The organism is Thiobacillus sp., assembly GCF_013693775.1.
GTDB lineage: Bacteria > Pseudomonadota > Gammaproteobacteria > Burkholderiales > Thiobacillaceae > Thiobacillus.
The window spans coordinates 3187601-3206110 of record NZ_CP059257.1 but is presented as its reverse complement, the minus strand read 5'-3'; the positions used below and the strand labels follow the sequence as shown (position 1 = coordinate 3206110).

Here is an 18510-nt window from a genome sequence, read left to right as displayed (position 1 = left end):
CTTACTTCCGGGTTGCCGAATTGCCGGTTTCGATGAGTGCCATGTTCGGCACCTCGCCCAGCGTCGTCACGATGTAGCCATCCACCTCGCGGGCATAGATGCCGATCGCGCCTTCAGCCGACAGGCCATGCAGGCTTTGCACCTGCGGATCCGCCGGCTCGACAAACATCGACAACACGCTCAATCCGTCCGAAAANACCAGATGCGTGACCGGCGCCCGCTTGCCGGGCAGCACACGTACCGCTTCCTGTACCTGTTCGTATCCCGGTGGCGGGGTCACGTTCCAGTCGTTCAAGACAGGTTTGCCCGGCTGTGTTTTCTGGATGATCTTTCCTGCCATGTCATTGCGGATGTCCGGGGCCTTGCCAATCTGGATTTCCGAGAACACGAGGATCGAGATCACGTTGCCGCTATCGTTGACGATGCGCGCCTTGAGCGGCAAGCCTGTCCGGGTGTCCAGCCAGAAGTTGTAGGTATATCGGTATCCGTCGCGCGGCGCCAGCGTCACCACCTGGCAGGTGCGCCCGGCTACACGCTCGATCCCGCCCAGCTTCGCCTCGTAGAAATCGAGCAGGCTGGCCGGCTGCGCAGGCAGCAAGGCCGGGAAGAAACGGCGCAGTGCATTGCGCTCCAGCCGAACGTGCTTGCCATCCGGCAAATGGCAGTACACGTCGTTATTGATGCGCATGAACTGGCGCGAGGTGCCATCCATGACTTCGACTTTTTCCTGCTCGCCATTCGCATCGGCACGGTGCTGTACACGCAAGACCTCGACGTGCTCGCCGTGGTGATAGACATAGATACCGCTGTAATTTTGCTGTTTGGCGGCTGTGGCCGCCCGATTGAGCCAATCTGCCGCAGCATCGGCACGCGCCCCGCCGGACAGCAAAACCAGTCCTGTGAACCCTGCAACCAGCCAGCCCTGCCGCCATCCGGCCAGCGACCGCATCAGCGCGGCTCCACCGCTACGGCCACCGCCGGCTGGTAAGGGGAAACCACCGTCATCGGGGCGAATTCCTGATGCGCCACCAGATAAGGCGCAAACCGGGCGTCTTCGCTTGACGACTCCGACGACAGCGAGGCTTGCTGAAATCCCGGGGCTGTTGCCATGGGTAGCGCGGCCGGCTCTTCCGACATCATCCGCGTGAGTGAAATCGCGCCCCACACCGCGAGCGAGGCAAACGAGGCCACGGCCACACGCTGCGGCCACACGCTTCGACGCGGCGCAAGCACGGTCGGCTCGGTGGACAATTGCGCCGAGAAACGTGCCATGAAGCCCTCCTGCGCCGGGGCTTCGCCTCGCATCAGGTCGCCGATCAGGTGGTAATCCGACCAGCTTTGCCGCAACTCGCCGTCGCGCTTCAGAGCCGTGAGACAAGCCTCCGTCTCGGTACGCTCCGTCTCGCCATCAAGGGCGGCAGAAAGCAACAGACGCCAGTCGTCGTCGGCCGATTCACTCTGGGGATGGGCGTGGGTTTTAAGAAGTGCTGACATGGTTACCACCTTTTGTCCTGACTGGTGCCCAGCATCGGGCGGATCTTTTCGGCTATGGCCTCGCGCGCGCGGAAGATCCGCGAACGAACGGTACCGATCGGGCAATCCATCATCTGCGCGATTTCCTCGTAGCTCATGCCTTCGATTTCGCGCAACGTGATGGCCGTCCTCAATTCCTCGGGCAGCGCATCGACTGCCTCATTGACCGCTTTGGCGATCTGTTTGGTCTGGAGTTCCGCATCCGGCGTCGCAATATCGCGCAACAGGTCGCCATCCTCGTAATTCTCCGCATCTTCCGCCTGCACGTCACTCGATACCGGCATGCGCTTGTGCGCGACCAGGTAATTCTTGGCGGTATTCACGGCAATGCGGTACAGCCAGGTGTAGAAGGCACTCTCGCCACGGAATCCCGGCAGCGCGCGATAGGCCTTGATAAAAGCTTCCTGCGTAATATCTTCCACCTCCGCCGCATCCCGCACCATGCGCGACAACAGCCGCCCGAGCTTGCGGTGATACTTGCTCACCAACAGCTCGAAAGCGTGCTTGTCGCCCTGCTGGGCGCGTTCGACCAACACCTGATCCAATTCGCGGTCCGACATATCTCCCTGCTACTTCTTGTTAGTGTTGAAAGTATACGTGACCGCACCTTCCGGAACGTGTGAGCGGTTCAGGGCAAAAAGTTCACCCCAAACAGGGTTATTCGGACACGGGCCAAGCCTGCTATCATCCGCCGACCACCATGCACAGACACGACGTCCTCATCCTCGGCAGCGGCCTCGCCGCGCTGACCACCGCGCTCAAGCTTGCCCACCAGCGCCGCGTCGCCATTGTGACCAAGCGCCAGATGACCGACGGGGCCAGCGACTGGGCTCAGGGCGGTATTGCCGCGGCGGTCGACAGCGGCGATTCGGTCGAGGCGCATGTCCATGACACCCTGGTCGCCGGGGCCGGCCTGTGCGACGAGGCGGTCACCCGGCTGGTAGCCAGCCAGGCGCGCGAGATGATCGCCTGGCTGACCGCCAACGGCGTCGCCTTCACCCCCGACCCGCAAGCGCCGGGCGGCCTGCACCTCGCCCGCGAGGGCGGACATTCCAAACGCCGGGTCGTGCACGCGGCGGACGCCACCGGGCATGCGGTACAGACCAGCCTGCTCGACCGTGTGCGTGCCCACCCCAATATCGAGACCTTCGAGCAGCACGTCGCCATCGACCTCATCACCGGCAAGCGCGCCGGCGGCCAGGAACGGCAGATCCACGGCGCCTATGCCCTGAACAAGGGCACCGGCGAGGTCGAGACCTTCGCCGCCGGCCACACCGTACTCGCCACCGGCGGTGCCGGCAAGGTCTACCTTTACACGACCAACCCCGATACCTCGACCGGTGACGGCATCGCCATGGCGTGGCGCGCCGGCTGCCGGGTCGCCAACCTCGAATTCGTGCAGTTCCACCCGACCTGCCTGTACCACCCGCACGCCAAGTCCTTTCTCATTTCCGAGGCCGTGCGCGGCGAAGGCGGCCGCCTGCTGCTGCCCGACGGCAGCCGCTTCATGCAATTCCACGACGAGCGCGCCGAACTCGCACCGCGCGACGTGGTCGCCCGCGCGATCGACTTCGAGATGAAAAAACGCGGCATCGACTGCGTCTACCTCGACATCAGCCACAAGCCAGCCGACTTCGTGCGCGAGCATTTTCCGACGATCTACGGCCGCTGCCTGGAACTTGGCATCGACATCACGCGCCAGCCGATCCCGGTGGTGCCGGCCGCGCACTACACCTGCGGCGGCGTCATCACCGACATGAATGCGCGCACCGACCTGTGCAACCTGCATGCCGTCGGTGAAGTCACCTTCACCGGACTGCACGGCGCCAATCGCCTGGCGTCCAATTCGCTGCTGGAGTGCCTGGTATTCGGCCATGCCGCCGCCGCCGACATCCTGGCCACGCCGCCCGCGCCCTCGCTCAGCCTCCCGCCGTGGGACGCATCGCGCGTCACAGACCCCGACGAAGAGGTCGTGATCTCGCACAACTGGGACGAACTGCGGCGCTTCATGTGGGACTACGTGGGCATCGTGCGTACCAACAAGCGGCTGGCGCGCGCGTCGCACCGGATCCGCCTGCTGCGCGCCGAAATCGACGAGTTTTACCGGAACTTCCGGGTTTCCAACGACCTGATCGAACTGCGCAATCTGGTGCAGAGCGCCGACCTCATCATCCGTTCGGCCCAGTTGCGGCAGGAAAGCCGCGGCCTGCATTTCAGCCGCGACTATCCGGAAATCCTGCCGATCGCGGGCAACACCGTGCTCAACCCGCGTCCGGGAACCCTGTGCCCGAGCGTGTGCGGCGTGCCCAGCGAAGCGACATCCTGAGGCGGCGCAAGCTGTCGGCGTCCGCGCTGTCGGACAGCAGCGTCAGGGCATGCACGCGACGGTCGGCGGTACGGTAGCGCAACACGATCAACCCGCTCGAGACAAAACTGTCGTCCAGCACCTCAACGTCGCGCCACTCGGCCCGACCATCCAGGCATTGCAGACGGCCGTCTGCCGCAATACGCAGACTCGTCATCGGCGAGGCTCGCCGCCAACCCCATACGCTCAGGCCAGTCACGGCGCTCCCCAGCGCAAACGCAACGCCTGCGGGGATGTCCGTCAGCAGCAGGGCAAGCCCTGCCAGCGTGGCCATGCCCAGCAGTAACAGCCCCAGTCGGCGCGAGGGTTTGAGTTCAATCTCGTGCATCAGCGTGTACACTTTTGGCCTTCATGACATCCCTCTTTGACTGGAACGCATCGTGATCGATTCCTGGAAAAACTTTCTGCAATCCCAAGGCGCGCGAATCGCAAACAGCACGGTTCTGCATTATGGCGACCCGGCGGCCGAACGCGCCGCCGCCGCTGGCGGCACCATTGTCGCGGATTTGTCGCAACTCGGCGTCATCGCTTTCCGCGGCGACGAAGCTGCCAGCTTCCTGCAAAACCAACTCACCAACGACGTTCGCGGCCTGCAGGCCGACGCCGCCCAGTGGAACGGCTATTGCAGCCCCAAGGGACGCCTGCTCGGAAATTTTCTGGTATGGCGGCAGGGCGAGGATTACTGCCTGCAACTATCGGGCGACATCCTGCCCAGCGTGTTGAAGCGGCTGTCCATGTTCATCATGCGCGCCAAGGTGCAAGGGCGTGACGCCAGCGATGAACACGTCCGGCTGGTCGTCGCCGGCAAGCAGGCGGCGGCCATGGTGAGCGCCACGATGGGCGTCCTTCCGAATACCACCATGCATACCGTCAGCGGAGAAGCCGGCCAGGTCATCCGCGTCGGCGACGACAAATTCGTCCTGTCGGTCCTCCCCGAACGCGCCGCCACGGTCTGGCAGGGATTGCGCGAAGCGGCCACCCCGGTCGGCGCGCCGGTATGGGACTGGCTGCGGCTCAACGCCGGCATTCCGATGATCGTTGCCGCCACCCAGGAACAGTTCGTCCCGCAAATGGTCAATTTCGAGGTCATCGGCGGCGTCAGCTTCCAGAAAGGCTGCTACCCCGGCCAGGAAATCGTCGCCCGCAGCCAATACCTGGGCAAACTCAAGCGCCGCATGTTCCTTGCACACGTGGATGCCGAAGCCGCACCCGGCGACAACCTGTACAGCGCTGACATCGAGGGTCAGGCCACCGGCACGGTGGTCAATGCAGCACCCGCACCGGCTGGCGGCTTCGATGTGCTGGCCGTGGCCCAGGTCGAAAGCGCGGCTACGCAGACCCTGCACCTCAAAGCGGGCAACGGCGCCGCCCTGACGCTGAAACCCTTGCCCTACGCACTGCCCGAATAGGTGAAGCACGCCTATGTCTACTACCGAATCGATCCTGTCCAGGCCGGCTTGGCCGCGCGCCGGATCGATGCGCTGCTGGACGCGCTGGCCCGGTATTGCAGCCAGCCGCCACGCCGGTTGAGACGCTGCGACGATCCGTCGGCGTGGATGGAGATCTACGAAGGCATTGCGGATTTTGCGGCGTTTTCCGCCGCGCTGGACCGGGCCGTGCTTGACCTGGACTGTGCCGGGGCCACTGTGGGCGAACGCCACCTGGAATGCTTCTCGGCATCCGATCCGGTCTCATAGAAAAGCCGGGCAAGCCCGGCTTTTCTGACAATAGACGAAACAAACGCCTACTTCTTCACCATCACCTTTTCCACCCAGCCTTCGCCATCCTGGCCCTGAACGGAAATAAATCCGCCCTGGTCATGGCCGGTATAAATGACTTCCTCACCGCGCGCGAGGGTCGAGACCACTTTGGAGGTCTTCTTGGGCTGGGCGTAGACCCTCAGCCCGGCGATCTTTCCCGTCACCGTGTCGCCTTCCTCGAACACGATGCCAGCCTTGGTCGGCTGGCCGGATTTGCCCTTGAGGTTGATCTCCTGGCGGGCCATCTCCGGATTGTTGCGGATGGAGCGCACGATGTTGTTCCAGTTGTCCAGGTAGCTGGCCGCGATGACCTTCCCTTCCGGCGTATTGGTGTAGGCGCCGAGCCCGCCGGCCGCGCCGCCGCCGACCAGCAGCCCGCCCACGCTCCAGTCCGTTTTCTCGGCATTGCCGGTGGCCGAAGCAAGCTGCAGCGAAGTACGCGAATCCGAGAGGATCATAGTGGTTTGCGCCGACTTGAACTTGAGGCCGGCCGCGACCAGGCCCGCCACGGCGCCAAACACGCCCAGACCGCCCAGTGCACCACCCACGCCGCCCGAATCCTTGCTGGAGAATACCGCGTCAGGGGTCAGCACGTAGTCGGCCGTGACCATCTGGCCCTTGCCCATGTTGGAACCCTTGCGCAGTTCGCCGGACTCGGCCAGTTGACGCTCCTGCATCAGGTTCTGCATGGCGCGACCCCGCTCCACCAGAACAAAGCAGTTGGATTGCTGCACCATCATGCGAATCAGGCCGGTTGGCGATTGCAGGCCGTATTGGAGCAGATGGGAAATCACGGCATCCTGCGGCTCGACCACGGCCAGCGTGCCGTAGGGCTTGTCGCACTTTTCAAGTTCCTTGGCTTCTCCTTGTGCCCCGTCCGGCCCCGCAGAACCGGACGGTTGACCGGCCTCTTTCTTGTCGCCGCTCCCCAGTTTGAAGTCGAACAGGCCGGCATAGACCGGATTGATCGCCTGCGTCAGAAACAAGCCGGTAACGAGTGCGCGTGCCATGGCTGTCATTGTTGTCTCCCTTGATTGATTTAAAACGATTATATCTATTTCAAGCGTCATCCAGACGCGTACATAACGCCTTGGTTTCCGCCGTGCACGTTCTATAAACAAGGCTCGCATGCCACAAGGAGGTCATCATGCTGGACATCAACAAAATGGTGGAACAGGAACATTCAGGCCCGACGGTCCGCGGCCATCTCATCGATCTGGAACCCTGGACGGAAGAACAGGCGATCGAGCGGGCACACCGGGATGGGCTGGAGTTGACCGACGGCCATTTGGCCATCATTCGTTATCTGCGCGACTGTTACGCCGATCATGGCGGCACCGTCAATGCGCGCATGCTGGTGCATTCGCTGGAAGAGGAATTTGCAGGCCAGGGCGGACACAAGTTCCTCTACAACCTGTTTCCGCTGGGGCCGATCGCCCAGGCCAGCCACTATGCCGGCCTGCCGATGCCGCCTGGCACCCGCGATCCCTCATTTGGCACGACGCACTAAGCCCTAGTCGGTTTCTTCCACGGGAACCCGCGCAGCCAGCGCGCACAGCAGTTCATAACTGCTGGTGCCTGCGGCTGCGGCTACCGTATCCACGGGCAAACCTTCGCCCCACAGCACGACCGGGCTCCCCACGCCGGCTTCGGGGCATTCGCCCAGATCGACGCACAGCATGTCCATCGACACCCGGCCCAGGGTCCGGCTGAGGCGTCCATCGACAAGAGTCGGCGTACCGGTCAGTGCATGACGCGGGTAACCATCCGCATAGCCACAGGCGACCACGCCCACCCGCATGGGACGGTCGGCACGAAACAACTGCCCATATCCCACGCCCTCGCCCGCTTGCAGGGTCTGCACGCTGATGATTTCCGACTGCAGGGTCACGGCCGGCCTCAAGCCCAATTGCTCGGCCGACACGTCGGCAAACGGCGACGCACCATAGAGCATCAGTCCCGGCCGCGCCCAGGCGCCAACGGTTTGCGGATAACGCAACAGCGCAGCCGAATTGGCGCTGCTCCACGGCAGGCCGTAGGCCGACAGTTCGCCCAGGAAAGGGTGCAGCTGCCAGTCCACACCGACCGTTTCATCCGCTTGGGCAAAGTGCGTCATCAGGGTAATGCCGGCCACTGCGCTCAGGCTTCTCGTCCGTGCGACGATGGCGGCATGATCGGCCAGGGGAAAGCCCAACCGGTGCATGCCGCTGTCGAATTTGAGGAAGACCTGAAGGGGCCGCGCGGGTGGTTGCTGCTGCAGCCAGTCGAGATGGGCGGGATGATGCAACACCGGCCACAGGTCCAGTTCGGCGCAGGTGGCGATTTCGTCCGCCCCGAAGAACCCTTCCAGCAGCAGGATGGGCTGGTCGACCCCCATCAATCTCAGGTTGGCGGCCTCTTCCAGCGTCAGCACGGCAAAGCCGTCGGCCGCCGCCAATGCGCGCCGTGCACGCGACAGCCCGTGACCGTAGGCATTGGCCTTGACCACTGCAAACACCCGCGCTGCACCGGCGTGACTGCGTGCCACACGCAGGTTGTGTGCCATCGCGCCGATGGAGATTCGCGCCTGGATGGGCCGCATCGGCTTAGTAAGAGCCCGGCTGCGCCAGTGTTTCGAAGCGCGTGTATTCACCGAGGAAGGCCAGTCGCACCGTACCGATGGGGCCGTTACGCTGCTTGCTGATGATGATTTCCGCCGTGCCTTTGTCCTGCGTGTCCGGGTTGTAGACCTCGTCGCGGTAGATGAACAGGATGACGTCGGCATCCTGTTCGATGGCGCCCGATTCGCGCAGATCGGACATCACCGGGCGCTTGTTGGGACGTTGCTCCAGGCTCCGGTTCAACTGCGACAGCGCGATCACCGGCACATGCAACTCCTTCGCCAGCCCCTTCAGCGCGCGCGAGATTTCGGATATTTCGGTGGCGCGGTTCTCGCCGGTACCGCTGCCCGCCATCAGTTGCAAATAGTCGATCACGATCAGGCCGAGCTTGCCGCACTGACGCATCAGCCGGCGTGCGCGTGCGCGCAGTTCCAGCACGTTGAGTCCGGGCGACTCGTCGATGAAGACCGGCGCCTCGTTGAGCTTGCCGAGCGCGTAGGTGAGGCGCTGCCAGTCGTCCTCGCCCAGCTTGCCGGTACGCAGCCGGTGCTGGTCGAGCTTGCCGACCGAACCGATCATCCGCATCACCAGCTGGGCGCCGCCCATTTCCATCGAGAACACCGCTACCGGCAGGCCGGTGTCGAGCGCGACGTTCTCCGCGATGTTGATCGAGAAGGCGGTCTTGCCCATGGATGGGCGCCCGGCGACGATGACGAGGTCGCCCGGCTGCAGGCCGGAGGTCTTCTGGTCGAGGTCGTGAAAACCGGTGGGCACGCCCGTTACACCGGAATCGTTGTCGCGGTGATAGAGCTCGTCGATACGCTCGACCACTTCCTTCAGCAGNGGTTTGATTTCGATGAATCCCGCCTGCCCGCGGCTGCCGGACTCGGCGATCTCGAACACCTTGGCTTCGGCTTCGTCGAGCAGTTGCGAGGCGCTGCGCCCGGCAGGCGAATAGGCGGTGTCGGCGATTCCGGTCGCCACTTCGGCGAGCCGCCGCATCACCGAACGCTCGCGCACGATTTCGGCATAGCGGCGGATGTTGGCAGCCGACGGCGTGTTGCTTGCCAGCGCAACGATGTAGGCAAGTCCACCGACGTTTTCGAGCTGCCCCATGGACTGCAGCGCCTCGGACACCGTCACGGCATCGGCCGGGCGATTCTCGGCGATCTGCCGCACGATCGCGCGCAGGATCTGGCGATGATCCTGGCGGTAGAAATCGCTTTCCGATACCACATCCCCGATGCGGTCCCATGCGCTGTTGTCGAGCAGCAGACCGCCCAACACCGCCTGCTCGGCTTCGAGCGAGTGCGGCGGCAGACGCATCTGCGCCAGTTGGGGATCGGAATTTGCAGTCAGGGAGTGGATGGCGGCCATGGCAGGATTCTAGTCTTCAGCCTCGGGCCCACCAAGGGAAAAACTGTGGATAAGCCGTGGGCATCCGGGTATGCCTTGAGGACAAATAAAAAGGGAGCCGATGGCTCCCTTTCCAGGCGAGGCCGGCGGATTACTGCTCGCCGACCACCACCACCGTGATGTTGGCGGTGACGTCATGGTGCAGACCCAGCACCACCGGGTATTCGCCGATGGCCTTGAACGGGCCTTCGGGCAGACGGATTTCCGCCTTGACCACGTCGTGGCCCTGCGCTTTCAGCGCATCAGCGATGTCGGCATTGGTAATGGAGCCGAACAGGCGGCCATCGACACCGGCCTTCTGACTGACCGTGACGCTGAAACCTTCCAGCTTCGCAGCGCGGCTCTGGGCTTCCGCCAGCTTCTCGGCAGCGACGCGTTCCAGCTCGGCCTTCTGGGCGGCAAATGCGTCCATGTTGGCCTGCGTGGCACGGCGTGCACGGCCGGTGGGGATCAGAAAGTTGCGGGCATAGCCGTCTTTCACCTTGACCACGTCACCCAGATTGCCCAGGTTGACGACTTTGTCCATCAGAATCACTTGCATGGTCGTCTCCTCAATGCAGATCGGTGTAAGGCATGAGCGCCAGGAAGCGCGCACGCTTGATCGCGGTGCCCAGCTGACGCTGGTAGTGCGCCTTGGTACCGGTGATGCGGGCCGGGATGATGCGGCCGTTCTCCGCGATGAATTCCTTCAGCACTTCGATGTCCTTGTAATCGACTTCGACCACTTTTTCAGCGGTGAAGCGGCAGAACTTGCGGCGCTTGAAGAGACCGCGATTGCCACTGTCGCGGCGCTTGTTGGCGAACTTGCCGCCGGATTTTCCACCCATGGGACGTGCCATGATTTATTCCTTTTCGATTCGATTCAATATCAAGATCAGTTGTCGGCTGTTCACGCTGCGTCGGTTCAACGCGCCTTCCAGTTTCACCTGCGTCCCGGTGGCCAGTTGTGCCAGCTGGCAGGCAAGCGATCCGCTCGCCTGCACCGTCAACTCGCATTCCACCTGCCGGGCCTGGGCTGCTACCATCTGACTGCTGCGGTGCAGAATCACCGCTTCCGCAATGGGCACGCCAGCCGGGCTGTAACGCACAGGATCAACCTGGATGAGGGCTCCGCTGATGAGCAGCCTGTTCACTCATTCAACCCGGCACTCACTCAGGCTGCTGCAGCGGGCTGCTCGGCTGCAGCTTCCGGCTTGGCGCCTTCAGCCTTGGCGCTGTCCAGCATGTCGCGCGACTTTTCTTCCTTCATCATGGGCGAAGCCGTGGTCACGGCATCGTCACGCTTGATGGTCAGATGGCGCAGCACGGCATCGTTGAACTTGAAGCCATGCTCGAGCTCTTCCAGGGTTTCCTGGTCGCACTCGATGTTCATCAGCACGTAGTGAGCCTTGTGGACTTTCTGGATCGGGTAGGCCATCTGGCGCCGACCCCAGTCTTCCAGGCGATGGACGTTGCCGCCGCGCGTGGTGATGTTGCTCTTGTAGCGCTCGATCATGGCGGGCACCTGCTCGCTCTGATCGGGATGGACGATAAATACGATTTCGTAATGCCGCATCAAGTTTCCTTTCGGTTCAGCCCCCGCTGCGGTGCGGTGGAGCAAGGTGGTAAAGTCAAAAAACAATCCCCGGCAAACCGGGGACTGCAAATCATACGCTTTTGCCTGGCAAATCAAGCCGCGGCCGCACGCAGCGGCCGGGTCAGATCACGCAATCGACATAATAGCGCGCCTTGCCATCAACCACGTCTTCCACCAGGCCGTGCACATCGGTCTCGAAGCCGGGGAATTTGTCATTGAATTCGCGGGTGAACTGCAGATAACGCACGATGGTGGCATTGAAGCGCTCGCCCGGGATCAGCAAGGGAATGCCCGGCGGATACGGCGTCACCAGCATGGCGGTGATGCGGCCTTCGAGTTGGTCGATCTCGACCCGCTCGATCTCGCGGTGCGCCATTTTGGCGAATGCGTCAGCCGGTTTCATCGCCGGCGCCATTTCGGACAGATACATCTCGGTCGTCAGGCGCGCCACATCGTTGGCCTTGTAGATGGTGTGGATCTGGTCGCACAAGTCCTTGAGGCCGGTTTTCTCGTAACGCGGGTGCTTCTCGATGAATTCCGGCAGCACGCGCCACAATGGCTGGTTTTCGTCGTAGTCGGCCTTGAACTGCTGCAGCGCGGTCACCAGCGTATTCCAGCGGCCCTTGGTGATGCCGATGGTAAACATGATGAAGAACGAATACAGCCCGGTCTTTTCCACGATGACGCCGTGCTCGGCCAGGTATTTGGTGACGATCGCCGCCGGGATGCCCCAGTCGGCGAATGCGCCGTCCACATCCAGGCCGGGCGTGATGACGGTGGCCTTGATCGGATCGAGCATGTTGAAGCCGGGCGCGATCTTGCCGAACTCGTGCCAGCGTGCGCCGGTTTCAAGCATCCAGTCCTCGCGGTCGCCCACGCCTTCGTCGGCGAGTTTTTGCGGCCCCCACACCTTGAACCACCAGGAATCACCGAACTCATCGTCGACCTTGCGCATGGCGCGACGGAAATCGAGCGCTTCCTTGATCGACTCCTCGACCAGGGCGGGGCCGCCGGGCGGCTCCATCATCGCCGCTGCCACGTCGCACGAGGCGATGATGGCGTACTGCGGCGACGTCGAGGTGTGCATCAGATAGGCCTCGTTGAAACGATGGAAGTCGAGCTTGCGCGTCTCCGAGTCCTGCACCAGGATCTGCGAAGCCTGGGAGAGGCCCGCCAACAGCTTGTGCGTGGACTGGGTGGCAAACACCAGCGCATCCTTCGCTCGCGGCCGGTTCTTGCCGATGGCGTGCATGCCGCGATAAAAGTCGTGGAAAGTCGCGTGCGGCAGCCAGGCTTCGTCGAAATGCAGGGTGTCGATATAGTCGCCGAGCAGTTCCTTGATCATGTCGACGTTGTAGAGGATGCCGTCGTAGGTCGACTGGGTGATGGTGAGGATGCGCGGCTTGCGCTTCACGTCCTTGGCGAACGGGTGCGCGGCGATCTTCTTCTCGATGTTCTCCGGGCGAAACTCGTCCAGCGGGATCGGTCCGATGATGCCGTAGTGGTTGCGCGTCGGCGTCAGAAAAATCGGGATCGCCCCGCACATCATGATGGCGTGCAGAATGGATTTGTGGCAGTTGCGGTCGACCACGACGATGTCGCCCGGCGCCACGGTGGCATGCCACACCATCTTGTTCGACGAGGAGGTGCCGTTGGTGACGAAGAACAGGTGGTCGCAGTTAAAGATGCGCGCAGCATTGCGCTCCGACGCCCCCACCGGGCCGGTATGGTCGAGCAGTTGGCCGAGTTCGTCCACGGCATTGCAGACGTCGGCCCGCAGCAGGTTCTCGCCGAAAAACTGGTGGAACATCTGGCCGATCGGCGATTTCAGGAAAGCCACGCCACCCGAGTGCCCCGGGCAGTGCCAGGAATATGAGCCATCCGCCGCGTAATGGGTCAGCGCGCGGAAAAACGGCGGCACCAGGGAATCGAGGTAGGCGCGCGCCTCGCGGCCGATATAGCGGGCGAGGAATTCCGGCGTGTCTTCCAGCATGTGGATGAAGCCGTTGAGCTCGCGCAGGATGTCGTTCGGAATATGGCGCGCGGTGCGGGTTTCGCCGTGCAGGAAAATCGGGATCTCGGCATTGCGGAAGCGCACTTCCTCGACGAATCCGCGGAGCTTTTGCAGTGCCTTGCTCGTATCCTCGTCGCTACCGGCAAGTTCCTCGTCATCGATCGACAGTACAAAGGCCGACGCGCGGGCCTGCTGCTGGGCAAACGATGTCAGATCCCCATAGTTGGTGACGCCGAGTACTTCCATGCCCTCTTTTTCGATCGCTTCGGCCAGGGTGCGGATCCCCAGCCCGGATGCGTTTTCGGAACGGAAATCTTCGTCGATGATGACAATGGGAAAGCGAAAACGCATGGCGACTCCTCAGGGAGGGGCGGGAGAAAAACGCGGATTGTACGTCGCGTGCGCGGGCGCAGGATGAATTTTTGCGCGCAGGCTGAAATCGCGGCGCCGGTCAGATCTTGGGAGCGTGACCCCGACCTGACCCTGGTATTTGCCGCCGCGGTCCTTGTATGAGGTTTCGCACACCTCGTCGGACTCGAGGAACAGCATCTGGGCCACGCCTTCGTTGGCGTAGATTCGCGCGGGCAGCGGCGTGGTGTTGGAAAACTCCAGCGTCACATGGCCTTCCCATTCGGGTTCCAGCGGCGTCACGTTGACGATGATGCCGCAGCGCGCGTAAGTGCTTTTGCCCAAACAGATCGTCAGCACGCTGCGCGGNATGCGGAAGTACTCCACCGTGCGCGCCAGCGCGAACGAGTTCGGGGGNATGATGCACGAATCGCCCTTGACCTCGACGAACGAGTTCGGGTCGAACGCCTTGGGGTCGACGATCGTGGTGTTGATGTCAGTGAACAGCTTGAATTCGCTGGCGCATCGCACGTCGTAGCCATAACTCGACGTGCCGTACGACACGATGGATCGGCCTCCGGCCTGTTTGATCTGTCCCGGCTCGAACGGTTCGATCATGCCATGCTCAGCCGCCATGCGGCGGATCCATCGGTCGGACTTGATGCTCATCAGGTATTGGAAATGACGATGTTGGGGAACTTGGCGGAATGATCCACCGCGGTTTCGCCAATCTTAACAGCAACGCGGCGCGCGATCTGCTTGTAGATCTCGGTCACGCGGCCGTTCGGGTCGGACACCACCGACGGCTTGCCGGAATCGGTGTCGGCACGGATCGCGCCATCGAGCGGCAGCGCGCCGAGGAACTCGACGCTGTAATCCTTGCACATGCGTTCGCCGCCGCCTTCGCCGAAGATACGCTCTTCGTGGCCGCAGTTCGAACAGATGTGCAGGCTCATGTTTTCGACCACGCCGATGATGGGAATGCCGACCTTCTCGAACATCTTCAGACCCTTGCGCGCATCGATCAACGCGATGTCCTGGGGNGTGGTGACGATCACCGCGCCGGTCACCGGCACGCGCTGCGCCAGCGTCAGCTGGATGTCGCCGGTACCGGGAGGCAGGTCGACCACCAGATAGTCCAGCTCGCTCCAGTTGGTGTTGTTGAGTAGCTGTTCCAGCGCCTGCGTGACCATCGGGCCGCGCCACACCATCGGCGTTTCGACGTCGATCAGGAAGCCGATCGACATCGCCTGGATGCCGTGGCCGATCAGCGGCTCGAGGTTCTTGCCGTCGGTCGATTCAGGCTTGTCGGTGATGCCGAGCATGGTCGGCTGCGACGGACCGTAGATGTCGGCGTCCAGCATGCCGACGCGCGCGCTNTCGGCCGACAGCGCCAACGCCAGATTGACGGCGGTGGTGGATTTGCCGACGCCGCCCTTGCCGGAAGCCACGGCGATGATGTTCTTGACGTTGGGGATCAGTTTGACGCCGCGCTGCACGCTGTGCGACACGATCTTGAAGCTGACGTTGGCGGTGGCGGTGGTGACGCCCTCGATGGATTTGAGCTTGTCTTCGACCTGCTGCTTGATGACCGGCAACTGGCTCTGCGCCGGGTAGCTCAGCAGGATGTCGACCGACACGGCGCCGCCGTCGATCTTGATGTTGCGGGCGGATTTGGTCGAGACGTAGTCCTTGTGGGTATTGGGGTCGACCAACTCTTTCAGAGCGGTCTGCACCTGAAGTTCAGAAACGGCCATGTGTGCTCCAGCAGGTTAAATTAGCAATCGCTCATTTTAACGAATTCTGTCGCTTTGGGTGAACGGAAACGCAGAAAGGACGCGGGATTCCCTGCCATTCGCAGGGCTATTGCCAGTAATCCGACGCCCTCAGAAGGCCTTGCGACATTACAGTCCGCGCCTTCTAGCCGCCTCTGGAATCAGCCTAGCGAGGCTCGGCGTAATGCGCCACCAGCACGGCTTCGGGCACCCGCAGACGAATCGCTGCGACCAGCTCGCTGATCGCCCCGGGNCGCGGGCGCAGGGATACCCACAGCAGGTTGAGTTTCAGGTTGAGATCAGCGAACACCACATCCTGATGCAGCGACAACACCGCCTGAATTTCGCGTGACGCCCGTTCGATCTCGACGCGCGGGCGACTGCGCAAACGCGGAATCAGCATCATGAAATCAGTCAGTCGCTTGCCGGCAAGATCGCGCGTGGGCGCGATCTGCCACAAAGGCTGGCCCGGCCCGGGTCCGGCACCTGTCGTCAGCGTGGTTGAAGCATGGATTCGTATCTTCATCACGCCTCCGTCATTCCGGATCAGGACTTCAACAGGAAATCCGCTGCCGCGTCCCGCCGACTGCACAGGCGGGGNGCGCGTTGCCGCACATGACGTGCATCCCGGTGCAGGTAACGTTCGAGTTCCTCGAGCGCCAGACGGTAGACCTCGCGCTTGAAGTCGACCACCGCATCCATCGGCACCCAATACTCGTTCCAGCGCCAGGCGTCGAATTCCGGATGGCTGCTGGCGCGCAGCGAGACATCGCAGTCGCGCCCGGTCAATCGCAGCAAAAACCAGATCTGCTTCTGGCCGCGATACAGTCCCCGGCTGTCGCGCCGCGTCCAGTGGGGAGGCACGTCGTAGCGCAACCATTCGCGTGTGCGGCCCAGGATGCGTACATGCGCGGGCAGCAAGCCCACTTCCTCTTCCAGTTCCCGGAACATGGCGTTCCGGCGTTTCCCTGCGTTGATGCCGCCCTGGGGAAACTGCCAGGCGTGCTGATTGACGCGCTTGCCCCAGAAGACCTGGTTGCTCGCGTTGCACAATATAATGCCTACGTTCGGGCGGTACCCTTCTCGGTCGATCATGGCCGCCACCATCAATAAAGTTCGATTAGCTGCATTCTTTCATACCCGCCGAAAATTGCAAACCTTCCATGATTCGAAGCCTGCTGTTAAGCATTGTTTTAATTGGCATTTTGAGCGGATGTTCCAATTTGATGTCAGCCGCCCCGCCCGACCGGGTGTTGGCGGGAATCCATGAATTCGGCACCACGGCACTCGCCTATACACCGGATGGCCGGCAATTCATCAGTGGTGGCTTCCGTGGCGAGTTGCGGGTGTGGGATGCGACCACCCTGCGCCCGCTCGGCGAGTACCACGGACATCGGCGGGCGGTGCGCGCGATTCTGCCGCTGGCCTCGGGCGACTTTGTCAGCGGGNGGNACGATGGCCGCCTGATCCTGTGGCATGACAGACACATCAAGCGGCGTGTCCAGGGGGCGAAGGTGACTGCGCTGGCCTTATTCCAAGGCCAGGTGGTGAGCGGTCAGCGCGATGGGCGCTTGCGGGTCTGGTCTGCGGACACGCTACAGCCTGTGCGGGAAATTCAGTTATCCGGCGATGTCGTTGCGCTGACGACGCATGGAACCCGGCTGGCCGTTGGCCTCGATCACGCCATCCTGCTTCTCGATGCGGATTTCAAGATACGACGGATGATCCGCACTCCATCTACCCCGCACGATCTGCAATTCAGCCCGGATGGCCGCATCCTGGCGGCAGGTACCTGGTTTCGCCTGCTCGAATGGGACGTCGCCAGCGGAGAAGCGCACACTATCCCGACCGAACACAACGGTTTGCTGACCTCGATCGCCTTCAGCCCCGATGGCCGCTATCTAGCCACCCTGGGGCGCCATACCGACTCCGCCATCCGCATCGTCGACACCACGGATTTCAGGGTCGTGCAGCGTTACCAGGCCCATGAACTATGCGGCGCCGTCATCCGCTTCAGCCCCGACGGTCAGACCCTGGCTTCCGGCTCGGACGACGAAAGCGTTCGGTTGTATCGCTTCCATCGCCCCGCCTATTCAAGCAACGGCGCAATCCCTTCGGCCCACTGAAAATCACGTGCAAAACCGCGCAGATCAAGGCCGTAGCGTTTGGACAGATCGGCCAGCTGCGGCCGTGCCGCCTCGAGCCGGGCCGCAGCGTCTGGCTCGGCAAAGGCAAACACGATGACGTTGGTCTTGTTCTGTACCGAAATCCAGCCGACCTCACCGTCGAATGCACGCGTCAGCCGCGCGAAGTACTCGGCGAACTCGCTGTCGCGTCCCCACAGATTCACCACCAGAATGCCGCCTGGCTTCAGCACGCGGCGGCAGGCGGCATAAAACGTCTGGGTCGCCAGCGCCTCGACCTGATTGCCTGCATCGAAACCGTCGAGCAGGATGACGTCCGCGCTGCCGGGGTGCTGGCGCACATACAGGGCGCCATCGGCCTCGACCACACGGAGCGTCGCATCGTCCGGCGGCAGTTCGAAGTGAGCCCGCGCGGCGGCGATCACCCGCGGATCGATTTCCACTGCGGTGACATGTGTCTGCGGCCGCTGCTTGCGGATGAACTTGGCAAGTGAACCGCCGCCCAGACCGATCATCAGCACGTCCTGCGGCATCGGGTTGAACATCAGAAACCCCATCATTGCGCGCGTGTACGCGAGTTCCAGGTCCCACGGCCGGTTCACCCGCATCGCGCTCTGGATGGCTCGGCTGCCCAGGTGCAGCACGCGCATGCCGCGTTCCTCGGTCACTTCCAGTCCCTCGTCGCCTGCCCGGCGTTTACCAAACTTCAAGCGCATGGCCATCCCATCCAAAAATCGAGGGCGAATCATCCTAGAAATCGCAGTTGGATGCATCTGATGGTGCGTCTGGGCAGGTGACTGCCGCGAAGCAAGGAGGCCGCAGGCTTATTGTCTGCAACGACGAGCGACAAAGGCAGGCGCTTGTCCAGGCGTAGCAGCAGGTGCATAGCGGACTTCAGTCAGCGGATGATTTCAGCCGAAGAACAGATGATACTCATGTAAAAATCGTCGAGGAAGTTAGGCGGTCAACTGTAGTTTCT

At 62.5% G+C, this 18510-nt stretch carries 22 protein-coding genes and 1 pseudogene; 6 read left to right on the top strand and 17 right to left on the bottom strand.

Features of this window, described 5'->3' with window-relative positions; all coding sequences use genetic code 11:
• Position 1 precedes the first annotated feature (1 nt).
• The 3 genes from HZY77_RS15870 to rpoE are packed head-to-tail and all read right to left on the bottom strand — an operon-like array spanning position 2 to position 2093.
• On the bottom strand, positions 2-949 hold the full coding sequence (locus tag HZY77_RS15870; protein ID WP_296816880.1) for a MucB/RseB C-terminal domain-containing protein: 948 nt from the start codon (positions 947-949) through the stop codon (positions 2-4).
• On the bottom strand, positions 949-1494 hold the full coding sequence (locus tag HZY77_RS15865) for a sigma-E factor negative regulatory protein (RefSeq protein ID WP_296816877.1): 546 nt from the start codon (positions 1492-1494) through the stop codon (positions 949-951). The genes HZY77_RS15870 and HZY77_RS15865 overlap by 1 nt, the downstream gene beginning before the upstream one ends.
• 2 nt (positions 1495-1496) lie before the next feature.
• Positions 1497-2093: an RNA polymerase sigma factor RpoE gene (rpoE, locus tag HZY77_RS15860; RefSeq protein ID WP_296649546.1), complete on the bottom strand. Its 597-nt coding sequence runs from the start codon at positions 2091-2093 to the stop codon at positions 1497-1499.
• Between the two features lie 140 nt (positions 2094-2233).
• On the opposite strand from rpoE, the gene nadB reads away from it, so the two are divergent.
• Positions 2234-3859, top strand: coding sequence for an L-aspartate oxidase (gene nadB / locus HZY77_RS15855; protein WP_296816875.1), 1626 nt, complete (start codon positions 2234-2236; stop codon positions 3857-3859).
• Here the strand turns inward: nadB and HZY77_RS15850 are convergent.
• On the bottom strand, positions 3795-4226 hold the full coding sequence (locus tag HZY77_RS15850; protein WP_296816872.1) for a protein YgfX: 432 nt from the start codon (positions 4224-4226) through the stop codon (positions 3795-3797). The two genes, nadB and HZY77_RS15850, sit on opposite strands and share 65 nt — an antisense overlap.
• A gap of 52 nt (positions 4227-4278) precedes the next feature.
• On the opposite strand from HZY77_RS15850, the gene HZY77_RS15845 reads away from it, so the two are divergent.
• Together HZY77_RS15845 and HZY77_RS15840 are read left to right on the top strand one after the other, a co-directional pair.
• Positions 4279-5307 (top strand): folate-binding protein, encoded by a 1029-nt coding sequence (locus HZY77_RS15845; protein ID WP_296816869.1) that lies wholly within the window; start codon positions 4279-4281, stop codon positions 5305-5307.
• Complete coding sequence (locus tag HZY77_RS15840; protein ID WP_296816866.1) at positions 5308-5595, top strand: DUF4936 family protein; 288 nt, start codon at positions 5308-5310, stop codon at positions 5593-5595. It abuts the gene before it with no gap.
• 47 nt (positions 5596-5642) lie between these two features.
• Here HZY77_RS15840 and HZY77_RS15835 read toward each other — a convergent pair whose 3' ends face one another.
• Positions 5643-6677 carry an SH3 domain-containing protein gene (locus tag HZY77_RS15835; protein ID WP_296816864.1) on the bottom strand — a complete coding sequence of 345 codons (1035 nt, stop codon included), beginning with the start codon at positions 6675-6677 and terminating at the stop codon, positions 5643-5645.
• A gap of 128 nt (positions 6678-6805) precedes the next feature.
• Here HZY77_RS15835 and HZY77_RS15830 point away from each other — a divergent pair, with 128 nt between their 5' ends.
• Positions 6806-7168 (top strand): TusE/DsrC/DsvC family sulfur relay protein, encoded by a 363-nt coding sequence (locus tag HZY77_RS15830; protein ID WP_296816861.1) that lies wholly within the window; start codon positions 6806-6808, stop codon positions 7166-7168.
• Between the two features lie 3 nt (positions 7169-7171).
• Here HZY77_RS15830 and alr read toward each other — a convergent pair whose 3' ends face one another.
• From alr to HZY77_RS15775, 11 genes and pseudogenes are all read right to left on the bottom strand, one after another.
• On the bottom strand, positions 7172-8239 hold the full coding sequence (gene alr / locus HZY77_RS15825) for an alanine racemase (RefSeq protein WP_296816856.1): 1068 nt from the start codon (positions 8237-8239) through the stop codon (positions 7172-7174).
• A 4-nt stretch (positions 8240-8243) separates the two neighbouring features.
• The gene (gene dnaB / locus HZY77_RS15820) at positions 8244-9635 is read right to left on the bottom strand and encodes a replicative DNA helicase (protein WP_296816853.1); all 1392 of its coding nucleotides are present in this window, start codon (positions 9633-9635) and stop codon (positions 8244-8246) included.
• A gap of 130 nt (positions 9636-9765) precedes the next feature.
• Positions 9766-10215: a 50S ribosomal protein L9 gene (rplI, locus tag HZY77_RS15815; RefSeq protein WP_296816851.1), complete on the bottom strand. Its 450-nt coding sequence runs from the start codon at positions 10213-10215 to the stop codon at positions 9766-9768.
• Between the two features lie 10 nt (positions 10216-10225).
• The gene (gene rpsR / locus HZY77_RS15810; protein WP_018506772.1) at positions 10226-10513 is read right to left on the bottom strand and encodes a 30S ribosomal protein S18; all 288 of its coding nucleotides are present in this window, start codon (positions 10511-10513) and stop codon (positions 10226-10228) included.
• Between the two features lie 3 nt (positions 10514-10516).
• The gene (gene priB / locus HZY77_RS15805; protein WP_296816849.1) at positions 10517-10807 is read right to left on the bottom strand and encodes a primosomal replication protein N; all 291 of its coding nucleotides are present in this window, start codon (positions 10805-10807) and stop codon (positions 10517-10519) included.
• A gap of 20 nt (positions 10808-10827) precedes the next feature.
• On the bottom strand, positions 10828-11229 hold the full coding sequence (gene rpsF, locus HZY77_RS15800; protein WP_296816847.1) for a 30S ribosomal protein S6: 402 nt from the start codon (positions 11227-11229) through the stop codon (positions 10828-10830).
• A 142-nt stretch (positions 11230-11371) separates the two neighbouring features.
• The gene (locus HZY77_RS15795) at positions 11372-13615 is read right to left on the bottom strand and encodes an arginine/lysine/ornithine decarboxylase (protein WP_296816843.1); all 2244 of its coding nucleotides are present in this window, start codon (positions 13613-13615) and stop codon (positions 11372-11374) included.
• A 105-nt stretch (positions 13616-13720) separates the two neighbouring features.
• Positions 13721-14281: pseudogene (dcd, locus tag HZY77_RS15790) on the bottom strand (dCTP deaminase); the annotation flags it as partial.
• Complete coding sequence (gene apbC / locus HZY77_RS15785; RefSeq protein WP_296816840.1) at positions 14281-15369, bottom strand: iron-sulfur cluster carrier protein ApbC; 1089 nt, start codon at positions 15367-15369, stop codon at positions 14281-14283. The gene apbC and the pseudogene dcd, both read right to left, overlap by 1 nt.
• Positions 15370-15553: 184 nt before the next feature.
• Positions 15554-15913 carry a hypothetical protein gene (locus HZY77_RS15780; protein WP_296816837.1) on the bottom strand — a complete coding sequence of 120 codons (360 nt, stop codon included), beginning with the start codon at positions 15911-15913 and terminating at the stop codon, positions 15554-15556.
• Between the two features lie 20 nt (positions 15914-15933).
• Positions 15934-16482 (bottom strand): RNA pyrophosphohydrolase, encoded by a 549-nt coding sequence (locus tag HZY77_RS15775; protein WP_296816834.1) that lies wholly within the window; start codon positions 16480-16482, stop codon positions 15934-15936.
• Between HZY77_RS15775 and HZY77_RS15770 the strand changes: the two genes are divergently transcribed.
• Entirely contained in the window at positions 16481-16657 is a 177-nt protein-coding gene (locus HZY77_RS15770) for a hypothetical protein (RefSeq protein ID WP_296816831.1), read from the top strand. The genes HZY77_RS15775 and HZY77_RS15770 overlap by 2 nt on opposite strands.
• A complete protein-coding gene (locus tag HZY77_RS15765; protein WP_296816828.1) occupies positions 16614-17513 on the top strand; it encodes a hypothetical protein in 900 nt (299 codons plus the stop codon). The genes HZY77_RS15770 and HZY77_RS15765 overlap by 44 nt, the downstream gene beginning before the upstream one ends.
• Here the strand turns inward: HZY77_RS15765 and HZY77_RS15760 are convergent.
• Positions 17477-18247, bottom strand: a complete 771-nt coding sequence (locus tag HZY77_RS15760) for a polyamine aminopropyltransferase (protein ID WP_296816825.1) — start codon at positions 18245-18247, stop codon at positions 17477-17479. The two genes, HZY77_RS15765 and HZY77_RS15760, sit on opposite strands and share 37 nt — an antisense overlap.
• Between the last annotated feature and the right edge of the window lie 263 nt (positions 18248-18510).